12 protein-coding genes and 2 pseudogenes are annotated in these 15,158 nt (G+C 40.3%); 9 read left to right on the forward strand and 5 right to left on the reverse strand.

Annotated elements, in window-relative coordinates:
- Positions 1-961, forward strand: a 961-nt coding sequence (locus tag WA381_RS20210) for a DNA-binding protein (RefSeq protein WP_336182971.1), incomplete at its 5' end; no start/stop codon positions are given.
- Positions 962-1,315: 354 nt separating this feature from the next.
- Here WA381_RS20210 and WA381_RS20215 read toward each other — a convergent pair.
- Positions 1,316-2,269 (reverse strand): DNA replication terminus site-binding protein, encoded by a 954-nt coding sequence (locus WA381_RS20215; protein WP_156087389.1) that lies wholly within the window; start codon positions 2,267-2,269, stop codon positions 1,316-1,318.
- A 509-nt stretch (positions 2,270-2,778) separates the two neighbouring features.
- Here WA381_RS20215 and WA381_RS20220 point away from each other — a divergent pair.
- A complete protein-coding gene (locus WA381_RS20220; protein ID WP_061487042.1) occupies positions 2,779-3,246 on the forward strand; it encodes a hypothetical protein in 468 nt (155 codons plus the stop codon).
- Between the two features lie 170 nt (positions 3,247-3,416).
- On the opposite strand, the gene WA381_RS20225 is transcribed toward WA381_RS20220, so the two are convergent.
- Positions 3,417-4,097 carry a PEP-CTERM sorting domain-containing protein gene (locus WA381_RS20225; protein ID WP_061487043.1) on the reverse strand — a complete coding sequence of 227 codons (681 nt, stop codon included), beginning with the start codon at positions 4,095-4,097 and terminating at the stop codon, positions 3,417-3,419.
- A 331-nt stretch (positions 4,098-4,428) separates the two neighbouring features.
- Here WA381_RS20225 and WA381_RS20230 point away from each other — a divergent pair, with 331 nt between their 5' ends.
- From WA381_RS20230 to WA381_RS20240, 3 genes are all read left to right on the forward strand, one after another.
- The gene (locus WA381_RS20230; RefSeq protein ID WP_156079156.1) at positions 4,429-4,779 is read left to right on the forward strand and encodes a hypothetical protein; all 351 of its coding nucleotides are present in this window, start codon (positions 4,429-4,431) and stop codon (positions 4,777-4,779) included.
- A 109-nt stretch (positions 4,780-4,888) separates the two neighbouring features.
- A complete protein-coding gene (locus tag WA381_RS20235; RefSeq protein ID WP_061487045.1) occupies positions 4,889-5,548 on the forward strand; it encodes a hypothetical protein in 660 nt (219 codons plus the stop codon).
- A gap of 843 nt (positions 5,549-6,391) precedes the next feature.
- Positions 6,392-7,108 carry a hypothetical protein gene (locus tag WA381_RS20240; protein WP_156087388.1) on the forward strand — a complete coding sequence of 239 codons (717 nt, stop codon included), beginning with the start codon at positions 6,392-6,394 and terminating at the stop codon, positions 7,106-7,108.
- A 337-nt stretch (positions 7,109-7,445) separates the two neighbouring features.
- On the opposite strand, the gene WA381_RS20245 is transcribed toward WA381_RS20240, so the two are convergent.
- Both WA381_RS20245 and WA381_RS20250 read right to left on the reverse strand, forming a co-directional pair.
- Complete coding sequence (locus WA381_RS20245) at positions 7,446-8,573, reverse strand: ParB/RepB/Spo0J family partition protein (RefSeq protein WP_061487048.1); 1,128 nt, start codon at positions 8,571-8,573, stop codon at positions 7,446-7,448.
- Positions 8,573-9,496, reverse strand: a complete 924-nt coding sequence (locus tag WA381_RS20250) for a ParA family protein (RefSeq protein WP_156079154.1) — start codon at positions 9,494-9,496, stop codon at positions 8,573-8,575. Before WA381_RS20250 ends, WA381_RS20245 begins: the two co-directional genes overlap by 1 nt.
- Positions 9,497-10,049: 553 nt before the next feature.
- On the opposite strand from WA381_RS20250, the gene WA381_RS20255 reads away from it, so the two are divergent.
- Together WA381_RS20255 and WA381_RS20260 are read left to right on the forward strand one after the other, a co-directional pair.
- Positions 10,050-11,498 (forward strand): helix-turn-helix domain-containing protein, encoded by a 1,449-nt coding sequence (locus WA381_RS20255; RefSeq protein WP_197044469.1) that lies wholly within the window; start codon positions 10,050-10,052, stop codon positions 11,496-11,498.
- 412 nt (positions 11,499-11,910) lie between these two features.
- Positions 11,911-12,765: a hypothetical protein gene (locus WA381_RS20260; protein ID WP_061487054.1), complete on the forward strand. Its 855-nt coding sequence runs from the start codon at positions 11,911-11,913 to the stop codon at positions 12,763-12,765.
- 370 nt (positions 12,766-13,135) lie between these two features.
- On the opposite strand, the pseudogene WA381_RS20265 reads toward WA381_RS20260, so the two are convergent.
- Positions 13,136-13,437 (reverse strand): annotated as a pseudogene (locus WA381_RS20265) (integrase core domain-containing protein); the annotation flags it as partial.
- 56 nt (positions 13,438-13,493) lie between these two features.
- On the opposite strand from WA381_RS20265, the pseudogene WA381_RS20270 reads away from it, so the two are divergent.
- Together WA381_RS20270 and WA381_RS20275 are read left to right on the forward strand one after the other, a co-directional pair.
- Positions 13,494-14,651 (forward strand): annotated as a pseudogene (locus WA381_RS20270) (IS3 family transposase).
- A gap of 9 nt (positions 14,652-14,660) precedes the next feature.
- On the forward strand, positions 14,661-15,050 hold the full coding sequence (locus tag WA381_RS20275; RefSeq protein ID WP_061487056.1) for a hypothetical protein: 390 nt from the start codon (positions 14,661-14,663) through the stop codon (positions 15,048-15,050).
- Positions 15,051-15,158: the final 108 nt, after the last annotated feature.

The raw sequence follows: 15,158 nt of genomic DNA on the forward strand, positions 1-15,158 counted from the left end.
GCGGGAACATATGGGCACCGGCAGCAAAAGCACCATCGCGCCGCTGCTCAAGCGTTGGCGATCAGACAACGGAGAGGCAGCCGATATCGGTGGACTCCCGAACGACCTGGTGGAGGTAGTGAAATCACTCCACGAGCGGGTACAGCAGATGGCCGACCACCGTATTGAGGAGACCCGTCAGGAATTTGAGGCGTCAAATAAAGAACTCCGCAAAGAATTGGCCGATTCCAAAAACACCATCGCGCAACTTACTGCCCGACAACAGGATCTTGAGAGCCAGATTGAACGGCAGAACAAAGAAAAAAGCGCGTTAGACAAGTCTCTGGAAGATGTGCGTATCAGCCTGGTCAAAGCCGAGGCCCAACGAGACGAAGCCATTGTGCGAACCGCTGAATTAAAGGAAAGTATTGCGGAACTTAAGCAGGAAAATAAGGACATCCGCGATCATTTTGAACATTATCAGCAGCGCACTGCCGAAGACCGTCAGCAAGAACGCGAACAGTTCCGGATCGATACCCAGGGGTTGAAAGACCAGATGCAGGAACTGCAACACCGGTTCGACCAGGCTGAGTCAAGAGCGTCCGAGTTATTTGATGCCAATGCGCAGTTACAAAGCAATGCCGATAAACTTGAACAGACCAATGCGACGCTAAACAGGGATTTGAACGGAAAGGTAGATGAGACCCAGAACCTGAAGCGCAACCTTGAAGACGCCATGACGAAGAACCAGGAATACCAGCATAAAAATGAGCAATTGGCAGAAAAAATAGCAGCTCTCACTGCTCAGAAAGCAGATGTCGATAAGGAATTGGCCGTGTTATCCCAAGCTTTGAAGGCCACCAAAACCGAGTTGAAAACCATCCAGGATAAAGTGACGTATCTGACCGATGAGAACAAGGTAATTCTTCAGGAAAAGGCGATGATCCTAGGACAATTCAAACAACTCCAGGGTTCGCTATGAAAAAGGCTGTCACAGCATTGAATATTCGGTAATGTTCCAAAGATGACCAAGTTTTAAGGGCAAATGCCGGGTTAGCGGCTATCTGACGGAAACCTACGGTTTCGAGGGTGCCACAGGATTCAAAACCGTAGGTTTTCGTTCAAATGCCCCCGCTGGTCCTATTAGCACAGCAATTGGCTGCAAATTGTCGGCGATACCCGGCTACACCGTATTATGACGATTATTTAGATGAGGCCAGGACGGAATTTCCCGAACTGAGGCAGCACCTTAAACACCTCGTCAACAAAGCGGAGTGAGAAGTACAAACACAGCAGTAAGACAACAACATTCGCCCATCGCGTTACCCTAACAAGGTTAGATTTTCGCTAAATGAGCTTCACGTTTATTGTCTGCCTCGCTAATCGGCCTCGTATAGAGGTTGATGGCTTCATTCAAGCACTCCCACGCATGCCCTTGCCTATTTGCTTTACGTTTTTGCGGCACATGGGCGCTTAATGGACGAATAGTGGGCACATCCTCGTAATTACACAAAATAACGGGCTGTGCGGCGTTGATAGTATTTACCACCGGCTTACCCTGTGCTGCCCCGTAATACAGCGACAAATTCACCGACGCATTGCGAGTTTTGCGTATATAAAAGCGGTTGGTGTGCTGTGTGCCCATGATACGCGCTTTTATCTCGTTTAGTTGTGTATCATTGAGACCAGACTTGCTGTTATACAGATACAACACAGCGCGCTCAGGCGTTAGCCTTTGGTCAGCATTCTTGTAAGCCCAATAGAAATTCACACTTTTAAGCGCGGTATCCGTATCAGGGCGACAGTTAATGACATCGATATGCCGATACAGCTGATAGGAGATAATTTCGGCGCCACGGTGTTGATGTAAGAACTCGTGCTTCTGCAAATGATTGCGCCCGTGTGAGCCATCAGGCTTTCTATCCTGCACGCAATGCTTGATAGCGGTTTTGGTACTGTTAATGGCAGCGATAGTATCAATGACGTCGTCATGGTTCTCAAGCAAAAGGATGCCAGGGTACTTGCCCGCCACCCGGCCTGAAATATCATGAGAAGGACGATGGAAGCACTTTAAGGCATTAAGACAACGCATCTGCGCCTGAACATTGAACATATCGCGGTGGCCAAGCATTAGCTCACCGGCAGAGAACGCTTTAAAGTCCTCTTTAGTGATGTCATCAATATTGGCAAAATAAGCAGTAGGTGCTAACCGCATGGCACTATAAAGCGACTCATACAACTCATCCAAAGTCGTGAGCAAACCGTTAAAGCGCGCAAAATCATTCACCATCACCACATCCTCTTATCAATTAACATTACCTCTATTGTATTAGATTTACAGACCACCTTCACATAAAAACACCATTAAAACCCATCCGCGGACACCACAAAGTGGCATCTACCCTGCAACCCCGCCCTAACAAACCAGCCGAAGGCGCGCGCGAGTTGAGCAAGAGGGGCACCTCGGTGGTGGATGAGGGACGCCTTCTTTGGAATACCTGTTTGAAGGTGGTCTGTAATTAATGATTGGTATCGTTGTTTTCGGTGTTGTGCGTTTGTGTTGGTGAGCAGGCATAGCCCCAGAATTTGTTGAGATAGTAGATGTTTCTACGTGAAATTTCCGGAAGTCAGGAGTATTAATTCAGTGATTTTTTTCTAATTTATCGATTTCATAGTCGCCGGTGGTATCGTACCTTCAGCCTTATGAAATTATCTTCATCAACGATTTACACATATTGAAAATATCAAAAAATTTAAAAATAATATCACCGCTGTAACATTAAAATTGTGGTATTGGTTATGGATTACAACGAACAAAATGCGCTAGAAATCGCTAAAAATCGAGCATTTAAACTATCTTCTCTGTTATTCGCATCACTGTTCGGTGCACTTACTTTTTTACTTTATCAAATTGGGCTAGAGACCTTTTCTTCCTCAAGCGCCAAACAGTTGCGTGATGAATATGGGGATTCAAGCATCACTTATACGGGTCTCTACATCGGACACTTGTGCTACTTTTTTGCTAACCGTTTCTACAACCATCTGCTTAAAGATGTTAAAGGCTTTAAGGTTTGCCCATATGATGAATTTGTAAAATTAAAATGGATTATCGGTACCACTATTTTCATTATTGTTCGGACGTTAGTGGTCTCATTCACCGACATGGACCTCTTAGCTCGCGCAGCCATTATTGTGGCCACTTTGGTATTATTGATCTATTGGTTGAAAAACTGGGATTATCACGTCGAAAAACCTGGAACCGAATAGACGCTTTAGATTGATGTTCGCTTTTTTGCTTTTCGTATAGTGACTTGATAACTATTGAAGGCGTGCTGCATTAATTGAACCCAGATAGGCGCTCGTACGTGAAATCTGATGACGTTTGCTGGGCGTTGCCCTCATTGGTAAACAGAGAAACGCCCTAGTGAATATATTTATTAGCGGCGGCGCCGTAATAACAACAGCATTACACCCATTGCCAGGATTATACCCGTTTGTGGCTCAGGAACAGATACATCGGATTGTGATGGCGTAACGGTTCTTGAGACTAGACTGCTTTCAAAATCAACAGCCAGTTGCGAGCTTTCATTCAGATAAAATACAACGCGACTCGCTTGTTGGCTAGTACTGTCTTCTAATGAAAATGAATAATAATCCCTTTCTATTGTAAATAAATCGACACTAGGATTTGTCAATGTGTAAGCACTAGAACCGCTTAAATAATTCGTGGTCGTTATCTCCGGCATTCTAACAATCAGACCTTCCAGTAGTGAATGCACTCGAGAAATATTAAATGCTGTAAAGTCAAAATAATTATCTCCCCTTGAAGGTCCTGAACGAGACCATAAGGTATCATCTCCACCTCCGAACTGCCCTACTCTATTTTCACCATCGAGCCAATATGAGTAATACATGAGTGTATCATCATAGGTAAATGAGACTTCAATCGGATTGGTGTTCAGATCATCGAGTTCAGAGGCAATCTGTAACTCATCGAGATAACTTACACCGTAGTATTCATAGCCAGTATAGTTGAGTGAATACTCATATTTTATAATGTCGGCGAATGCTGCCTTACTGATTGATAGCAATAGTATGGTGGTAAGAATATGCTTCATGCTGTTTTCCTTTTCCAGAGCAGTGAAACATTAGCAAAATATGTGCCTTGCCTTATGTATTGTGAGCTACAACGAATTGGACTTAATTGATATGAAACGAATGTAAAATAAATAGACAGTATTCATGGTCGACAGCTATTTTTCTGCACATAGAGAAATCAGTGTTTCAATCTTCCATTGTGAACTTACGAAGAGAATGAGTACTGTTAACATCCTCTTTTACGATCACGCGCTAGAGTTTCCCTGAGATTTACCAATGTACAATATTTATTCCGTACGATATGGTACTAAAACTGTTTATTATTTATACGCACAAATGAAGGCTAATCTCATGGAAGACAAGATAAAGTCAGCTAGGCAGACTGCTATTCTTCTCATATTGTTGCTTGTCTTTACGTTCAATCTAAACAGCACCTTTAAAGCAAATATAGAAAAGTACAATGTACTATGGAGTTTTTGGATTTTCGAGGCGTTAAAGGAAGATTCCAAGGTCATACCAAAAGTTGAGCCGGACGATAGTATTTATTCCTACCAAGACGTAAAAAAAAACCTCAGCAATCTTCAGCAAAACCCGACAGCATCTGAAATCCTACAAACAGTTGGATGGACTGTTGATACGCTGAAGAAAGACAGTCTGTTAGAGGTCACATTAGACTGGAGTTACATCGATTTCAGGTTGTAAACCCCTCAGATTTCGTCAAAGGTAACTCAGGTAATAACCACACTTCGCAATTCTTTTTTTTTCTGATCCCGAAATTGACAGAGTTGTTTTTATTGAATCAAAAAGTGAAGTGTTAGTAAGCTATGACACAATACCGATTGACGAAAAAGAGTTTTCTGCGTTTTTCGTTGAATTGCGTCGCACGATCAGTGATTTTCAAATCATTTCTCCCCGAGACAACTGGAAACGAGCAGAGTTTGTAGAAGGAAAAGCCAATAGTTTTCACGTCAATTATGGCTTAGACATTCAAGATTTAAGGCTAATTACTTTAGATACGGTCCGCCAGCTTTTTAAAGGCGAAGTCTCTTTACCGGTTTTCAACGTCTCCATGGAAATAGAAAAAGCGTACCTGTATATATTAGCCCTGGTCGCTATTCTTTTAACGTACTTAAACATTCAATTACGATTAATAAATGCCTCTATCCAGCGAGCGGATTTTGAACGCTTTTCGTTGACCAGTTGGAAAGTCTTTTCCCCAAATAATAGCCTCGCCAGTAAAGCCAGCCGTATGATCGAGGCGGCATGTGCTATTGTGGGCTATGTATCTGCAACATTAACTCCATTAGTCGTACTTTTTTTCTTATGGCACTTCAACAACATTGTCGGAGAATATGAGTTTCATTACATTCCAGCCACATTGTCTGTTCTATTCTTGGTGCTCATCACGTTCCTGGCCCTTACTAATGTATTGCAGTTAGTTCGAAAGCCGTTCGCCAAGGGAGAACCATGACAATTATTGTCTATTTCTCACTAATAGAAGAAGGAAACGCGCCTAAGACAAAGTTAACCACACTTTTATTTAATAGGGCCGGTTGGAGGCGGCAAATCATCTAAAGTTAAACTCTGTGATGAAATTAACCATGCTATAAAACTTCTTTAATTAACAGTCTAAAAAACACTTTGTATCAATCACATAGAACAGATTCTCTATTTTTTATTAGTGATAATTAGCGTAGTAAAGTGATTATCTCTGAAACGTAAAAATTCCTACTTCATTGTTTTTAAATGCATTTTTAGCACTTCATTGAATCCATCGATTCGCACTAAAAAAAGCAATTTGATTTCAATCTTACTTGCATTGGTCTACGCTTTTAATGACCACCTTATGATTTTTTTCGCACATATTGCGCCTGAAGATAAGGGGTTATCATGAAACTTAATTCAACTCACAAATTAACCGTGGTCGGTAAAGTTTCTGCCAAAGAAGCTGGTAAAGTAGCCCTGATAATGGTCTATACGAAACTTTTTTTGGCTATAGTGTTCGGAGTTTGCCTAATAATAACCACTCTAAATATTACCAGAAGCAGTTCATCTCTTAGTTGGTTGTCACCCTCCCCCCCTGAACAAACAAAACCGTTGTGCACCTTTGATACAACACTTTACGAACTGAGTGATAACTAATATTCCTTTTTTCAACCGGAGTTCGAGCGGTACTCGCTTTTGAACTATTGAGCATCAGTCCACCTGCTGCTCTTCAACCTTACTCATTTATCGTTAATGTACCAATTATCAAAACGTGTTTTTCATACTTAATACATTAACGATATTGTTTTCAAGCGGTGAATAAAAAGTAGTGATAAAAGCCTATACAAATGATGAAACGCTGATTGTCCGAGACGAATATTCGCTCAAGTGTCATAAACCGTTACCAGTGCCTGCAGATAACATCGACATTGATGATTTTTTCAATCGATGGGACACATTAACTGCCACGGCGTTCGAGGGACTGCCTAGCTTTATTCGAGATTCATTTGAAGTAAGAGCACTTTCTAAGCTTATTACAAATCAGCAGTTTAAAAATAGTGCGAAAAGTGCTGTCCAATTCCATAACAGCGTAAGAGAAGGCCTCCTTTCGATGATGGAGTCTGGTTTCATCAATATTATGCCCACTACTGCAAAGCAAGAGTTCTTTGCTTTTATGCAGTATGCCATTTCTCCCTATTCTCACCTTTATACCGAATGCGATGCGATCCTGATTAAAAACGGTAACCTCATGGACATGTTACTTATAGGTCATCATCAGTTTGATGTTCTTATTTTCGATAGGGGCTTAGTCGACTCTCACGCAATTAGCTTTGCGCTTAAATTAGGTCTGCCTGTGGTAGTGACAACTGAGGAATTAACGTTTTCTGATAAAAAAAGACGAATTCGACTTACGCAAGATCACAATGCGAATGCCTCGTTAGACAAAGCTTTACCCTTTAAGGTCAACATAGATATTATTTCCCATCCGAGGCAATTGAAAATTATAGAGAAGCTTTTGGTCAGCACAAAGTTTGTGAGCGTATAGCAAGCAATATTGTTGTAATCATTAGAACTTATTATAGATAGAAGAACATAGACGCGAGAAAGGTGTTGGATAGATTTAGCGCTAATACTCGCGTATCTAGACGCCTGAATAAATCCCCTTGTAATCCACTTTTCAACCATCATTTGCTGCCATTGTTTTAATTGAATACCAAAGTTAGGTAAAAATGGAGATAAAAAGTGTCGGATCGAATCTGGGGCTCATATAAAATCTTTAATTTCTCCCCCAATTTAATTTTAAATTAAAAAATGCTGCAAGCCTCGTAAATATTAGCCTGCAGCGCCAGAAAATTACTAAATTTCACTTGAACCGAAATGCGTCATTTTGACAGTGATACAAGTAAAGACTTTAATACCTTTTCTAATGCCGCAGCATCGTCAAAGTTAACATTTTCCCAATCAATACCTATATCGAGCTTTGTAACATCCTCTGTTAATAACCGACGAATTGCTGAAGTTTGAGTAACTTTCACTTTTGGCATTGTAATGTACTGCTTCGCCCTACCAGGTTTTTTGGATATGTTAGAAGGTATATATTTTTTAAATTTTCCGACATCTGCCAATCTATTTAGGTATCGCTCGACATCGTTATATTTTTCCGCTTTCTTAATCTCTTCATATAGCGCTATAAGACTTGTTACAACTTTGTTTTCAAGTAGTTTATAAACAATTTCAAAATGCTCATAAAGCTTATCGTATCGATAATAGGAAGGACGACTAATGCCTAAATATGACGTTACCAAAGAAGTTCGTTCGGTCTGCATCTTTGCTCCTTCTAAACTTTCAAGTTCGCGAACTGCTTTTGCATAACTGTTTAGCGCGTCAGGTGGAGTCAGATCAGAGCGGGAGAAATTCTCAATGTGACGGAGCACATTAAGGTTTCGTGGTTTTTCAGCATAGATTTTGACTTTAACCTTTATCAAACCACCATAAAGAAAACGAATTGCATAGAAACGTCTATGACCAGCTACAATAGGATAGTCAGTCATATTTTTTCTCCACACAGAAATTGGATGAACTAGTTCACTGTGCTTTAAGGTCTCAGCTAAATTTTTTATTTCTTCTATTTCTAAACTGACGGCGTCATAACGAGGGTTATCTTTTGATAATCGGTTCTCAAGCACCCCCTTTTCACAGACAACACAATTGCTCAAAGCTGCGATGGACTCATCATCTGATTTTTGTGCAAACGTAACAGGTAAGTATCGGGAATTATCTGACTGCGGTTGTATATAATCCACCAGCACTCTATCTAATTCAGAGGACGTCTTGAAGATAGGATCGTCATGTACTTCGCTTTCCTTGGATTTGTCCCTTGCTTTGAGGTCATCCAACATCTGTTGAGATTTTTTAGATACGCCTTCACCTGACTCAAATTGGCTTATTAAATCTTCTTGAGAATTAACTTTTCCGACTGTTCTACGTCTTGCCTTTTTAGGACTGTTCATTATTCATTCCCCCATAAACTGCCTTCAATCAGTTCATAAAGCTTCTGCATTTCTTTTTGCGCGTGGTGATTATGTACATAATTAAAATGTGACTCATCAACAGATGGACGTTCCATAACGCGATAGCAATTACGTTGCTGAAGCCAAAAGCGCGTCATATATTTTCCAGTAGGACCATTTTTGTCATAAAGTTTAGCAAGTGCCACTTCATCTTTCTGAGTAAGACGTGATTTGCTTGGAACTTTATTTGGAACAACACCGACAATCTTCAGTGGTGCTCTTTGTCGGTCTTCATTAATTCGGTCTACGCGATTAAGCAACATAGGTACACCATCTATAGAGTCGTATTCAGGCTCAGTTGGAATTATCACATGAGTAGCAGCACCCAACATACCAGCACTAACAGGTGACTTACTTGGCGGGTTATCAACAATAACAATGTCGTAATCTTCGGCCAATTCTGGAATTGAAAACCAATCGTGCATATGTGTCGAAATTTTTGAAACCAGTCTGTCCGCTTGCGGTGTCAGAGCTAGCACACGATCAACATTACCTTCGGATGGTAACACTTTGATGTTCTCAAAAGCTGTCGGGTATTCATATACTGGTGAGTCAAACAAAATATCAGTAGAAGTATTTCGACCACTCCATTCTGGATCATCAATCTCTTCTAATTCTGGGTGTAGGGGAGCAGCGTATTCATCATCACCTGGAATAGCATCCATTTTTAAGAATGCTTTAGACGAATCTTGCTGTGAATCATAATCCAGTACCAAAACACGACGCTTTATCCCATTTCCATCTGGGCCGCCGGTTGCTAACAGATATGCTATTGTTGATGCAAGAAACGTTTTTCCAACGCCTCCTTTTCTATGGTAACTAGAAAGCACGCGCAGCCCATTGTACATTTCGTCTGTATTCATCGTCTTTACCTTGTATCAGCACATAACTTTAGTCTGACATCCTAATCTTTTAATGTCTCGGATCGAATCTTTAAAAATCTATTTAAAAAGGATGTTTAGGTTATTTCGTTCAATAATTAATACCTAACTGAAAGCCTTTAATGGTCGGGGGTTGAGAGGTGTTTATACCTATCAGGTTCACATGAACCCAATATAAAAGATTTTAAGTAAAAAAACGTATTCGATAGATAAATAGAGGATAAAAAGTTTGTAATTATTCTTGACGCATCATCACAGAAAATCAGTATTTTAATGACAAAAAATCTACTAAATTCAGTATTTAATTTGTTAATTGAAAACTTCTTGAAAGCTTTTACTGGCAAGCTCTTGCGAGATAAAAATTCATATCAGGTTCACCTGAACCTATTGAAGATTTTACTTCCTTTGAACATACATTTGAATACAACCTTAAAAATGGACTTGATTAAGATAGTTGGGTAATCTCAGGATCGAATCAACGAAATAACTGCAATCTATAATAACGGGGAAAATTATTGTGCGAGAGCTTTTTGACTTGTCAGAAAAATATGGATTTAAAGCGCCTCTGGTTGACGCCCCTGAATCTCTCGATTTAAAACTTTACCTCCGCTTATGTGGTGCATTATCTATTTCACCAATCACAATAGCAGTGATTTCTGACATCTTTATTGCAATACAAGATATCGAAGAACGCATTGCAAGTTTCCAATATATCGCTGAACGTATAAATCGAAAAGTATCAAATATTCGACATCATCTGGTAATCCTTGAAAAAGCAAACCTTATAAAAAGTGAGTTCATTACGACTGATCCAATACGACGTCGTAGAGGAAAAATTTTTACATTAGTGATACCTAAAGGGCAGACCGTAGCAGCGGCAGACTATTCATCAGTACCGGACGGAGATAGTTATCAGTTGGTGTCATCTAATACCGTTGAAACTATAGATATTGACCGATATGACGATAAAACGCGTTTCCTTGAGCTACAAATTGTTAGATATCTAGTCAAAGCCATGCGAACTAATCGTAAAGATAAGGCAGGTACGATCAACGTTAAACTAAAAGTAGATGGAAGAGTAAAACCAATTTCCATTACCTCACGCGCAGAAGAGGGGAGGCTTATCTATCTCCCTGATATGAGCTACTACGCAGGCGCTATTACCTGGCTTATAAATCATATTTCTGAACGAGTTGAACAGGCCGATACCATTGGAGAAACATTTACACTACCACTGGAGCCTCTTATATCAATGGCGAAGGATATTTCGCTTTCAGATGCATCAGCTGGTGGTTATATGAATAATGCTATTCAATCTTTGCAGCGAATATCAGCAACCACGTTTGATATGCGCGATTTATATGGACAAGACCACAGTACAATTAAAGACATTGAGATGTACTACAAGCTTTTCAGGCTTGAGGCCCTTGTTACCTATGAAGATGAAAAAAAGATAGAAAAGAAAGCTGCAGTTGTTCAGTTTCCGCGATCGACAGTAAAAAATATTATAGCAGCCGTGAGAGCTGAAAAATCTCTTAACGAAATGTTGTTAATAGACAGTGATATTTTCGCAACAAAAAATGAGATTGAAATTCTGTTTGGTCTATGGGCGAGGGAACATCTCATTACCGGACGTCAGGCACAGCAGATGTATACATGGAACGAGCTTCGTGAGTCAGTAGCTCCTTCGACTAGTCTTAGTGAATTTAAGCGCAAGTTTTCAAACATGGTACTCACGAATGCAGATCCCGAATATAAAGCTAAAATACACAACGTTGTCAAAAATAAAATTGTTAGAATCATTGAGACGTGCCACTTGTCTGAGCCAAGAAAAGGTGAATTGGTAGTCGAATACGGTCGGGCCACAGTTCAAGGTTACCTGATCAATATTGGTTATTCACCAGAACATGGCTCGTCAGTTATAGCTTTTAGACGAGATATGTCCGCGTTACATATTTTGAGCCACTTCAAAAGTCAGGGCTAGCTTATAATTTAATGATAAAAACTTTCCGGATCGAATCTATAGTAATGAAAATCAATAGATTAGGATTCGGATCGAATCTATAAAAGATCCAAAATAGATCACGATCCAACTTGATCTCTAAAACCATTCGTATAAAGATTACATCTGTTAAAGACATTCTCTTACTTATATTGAATCTTTAACTTGCTCACTGAAGAGCAACATAAATTATTTGGGAAGATAAGAAGCGCTGAAAAGACAAAACCCGTGAAGTGTTGGCGCACTGCACGGGTCTTAGGATGTAACTTTTTGGAACTAGTTACACATCCAATTCTAGCGGATTGATCGATCACGTCAACTGTTAGGGCGTTTTTTATCAACAATAACTCGATTTGTTGGTAAAAACATGAGAACAAACACAGAATTTGTGTTCATGAGCACGGGACTTTTTGAACACCTCAACGAAACAGAATCATATGTTTTCTCTTTTGTTACTTATTTTGCTTGTGATAAACAAAAGGGACAAGTATTTAAACGTAGCACAGCAAGTCTTTGTAACAATCTTGGATACTCCGCGAACACAATAAGGTCAACAATAGATAAGCTTGTCGAGAAGAACTTTTTAGCACGTGCTGAAAAACCTGACGACAAAAATAAGGCTCTTCGTTATAACTACTTTGACGACATATCACATTATTTAGTACTTGGTACTCATAAGTATGCTCAGGAATTCTCATCTGAATTGTCAGAAATCTTAAATTTTCTAAGAAAAAGTAGTAAACATAAAAAGCCAAATTTGAAAAATGTATTTTTCAAAGTTTATGTTAACGCGCTGCAAGCCTCTAAAAAAGGGGAAAAGTGGAAGCGCAATCAATCTCGGCACCTTCATAAAACGCTAGTTTTGCATGGGTACCTTCACAATAAGATCAAATTCAGAGACAAATTTGATAAATCGACCTTGTCACTAAGCGTACCTTACTTATCAGCAATGATGCAGTGGTCAAGGAATACCGTAAGGCGGGTAGTGAATACACTTGTCGAACTCGGGCTAGTAACACTCAAGCTTGAGGGCAAACGAATCGCTTTTTTACAAGTTAGATTAGCTGAGCGGGTCAGGGAAGGGTACAAGCAGCTAAAATCTCGACTTTTTGACGTGAGACAAAAAACTGTTGGCGTTACTCTCAATTCAATAAATAAGCCAATGGGACTAAATAGGCCGGGTAAGCATGCTACGCCAGCGGAACACGCGTCCTACCTTGCAGCAATGAAAAAAGCACAAAACCACTGACAAAAAAACAACTGTTTGGAATCCAGACACTGTTCTGGAGTTTTCTCGTGCCTAAAATTCAGATTAGTCTGCAATTTATACAATTCAACAAAGCGAACGCTCAAGTTTTTAACCATACACGATAAAATAATAAAAATAAGAGACAAGCGAAAGCTATGGAGCCCGCGCTAAACACAAGTGGTGCCATCCATACGCAGATGGATAAAACTAGCTCCATCCACAATCGAAATTCTCCATAGATATGCTTAAAATTCCAACCACGTTCGGAACGTGCCAAAAGTAACCACATTAGAATAAGATAGAAAAAGAAAGAAGAGGATAGGGGGGATTAACCCACTCACAAATTTTTTTAATCGAACTATGATTATAGTTAGATTATATCAACATGAAATTCATGTGTTTTTTCTTCGTCATAATTCAGTCGCCAGAACAAACCATTTCTCTTACCTGATTAAGATTTTCAAACAAGTAAGCATCAAGAAACTATCTGCGGAATAAACCACTAAAGCGCTCTACGAAACCATTTTACTGCGGTTTACCTAGCTGTATATATACCAGTTCAATATTATTGGATTCACACCAATCCGTCAGCGTCGCCGAAATTAGCTCTGGTCCATTATCCATTGGTAACCCTCACTCAGACTTAAGCTGTTCTAACACGCGTACGTGACGTTCTCGAATAGATTCACACAATCAGTTAAAAGATAATAATCTCAACTGGAGTGTATATGAAATCGCGAAAAAGCTACTCAAAAGAATTCAAACTGGATGCCGTAAGTCTGGTTACAGAACAAAATTACAAGATCGCTGAGGCAGCTCGTAGCCTTGGCATTAGCGCCAATATGCTAGGCCGCTGGCTTAAAGAGCAGGAGTCGGAAGGTGCTCATGCATTTCGTGGCAACGGTAAGTTGACGCCGAAACAGGAAGAAATTCGGCGGTTGCGAGAAGAAAATAAGCGCCTAAAAATGGAGAAAGAGATCCTAAAAAAGGCGACGATCTTCTTTGCCAAAGAAACCAAGTGAAATACGGTTTCGTAACCCAACATAAGAAGATCTGGCCGATTAGTCTGATGTGTCAGGTTCTGGGGGTCAGTCGCCATAACTATTACAGTGCCGTGCGACGAAATGAACAACTTGAACCCGAACCACAACATGATGAGCTAATTGAGTGGGTTGAAATAATAGCAGATTCCAGTGACTTTACCTATGGCGTAAGGCGAATGAAACGTGCACTGAATTCGCTCGGTTACCCGGTTGTAAAACAGCGTACGAGAGCCTTGATGACGGAAGCCGGCGTGAGCGTAATACGGCGTAGAAAATACAAAGTAACGACTAACAGTGACCATCAACAACCTGTCTTCAATAACGTGCTGTCACGTGACTTTGATGCGCAAAAACTAGATCAGGCATATGTCTCTGACATTACTTATATCTAGACGCAGGAAGGCTGGCTGTATCTGGCCGTTGTCATTGATCTGTTCTCACGCAAAGTCGTGGGCTGGAGTGATGAATGCTCAGCTTGTGTGTAATGCGTTAACAATGGCTGTATGGCAACGTAAACCCAAGGCAGGTCTGATACATCATTCAGATCGTGGTTCACAATACACCAGACGCCAATTTAGAAGACTTCTGACGCGGTACAAGGTAACAGGCAGCGTGAGCAGGAAAGGTGATTGTTGGGACAATGCCGTTGTGGAGAGCTTCTTCGGTACAGTAAAACAAGAGCGAGTGCAATGGCGTCACTACCAAAGCCGCCATGCTGCTCAGCAGGATATCCTGCAATACATTACTATGTTTTATAACAGTCAAAGAATGCACTCATATCTGGATTGCAAAAGTCTAAACCAATATGAGGCTGATATGGCTAATTTAGGAAAAGCGGCTTAACTGAGTTGTGTGAATTTGGTTGACCACGTCACTCTTACAAGTGTGAATAATGGTGTGATTTCGCTGCATTTTAATATAGCTAATAATGGAATTGGGCTGGCCTTTATCAGTTCATTGACGGTTCTCCATAACGGGAAGAAAGTAGATAAGGATACCGATGTCCCTCAACTAGTAGCGCGACGCTCTAAAGTGAACATTGTTCATAGTTCGACGCACTGGCTTGCTAAAGGAGCATCTTTGGTTGTAAACGAAAAGCTTACTCTATTTTCTCTGGATGTAGGGCAGGGAAGAGAATATCTCAAACAGGATATTGAGGCGACATTTGATGAATATGATTTAGTGATTGAATATTCAAACGCCTATAAAGAACGCTTTGTTTTTGATACTAGAGAAGATTAAAACAGCAGTGAAACGGGTTAAATAAGCTTTAGGGGTTCTAGGGATTTTCCCCTCTAAAAAGACATAATCCTCTGTAGACCACACCAATAAATGGCTGCGGAGGTGGTT

It is taken from the genome of Alteromonas sp. CH_MED4-4, assembly GCF_037029575.1.
GTDB lineage: Bacteria > Pseudomonadota > Gammaproteobacteria > Enterobacterales > Alteromonadaceae > Alteromonas > Alteromonas macleodii.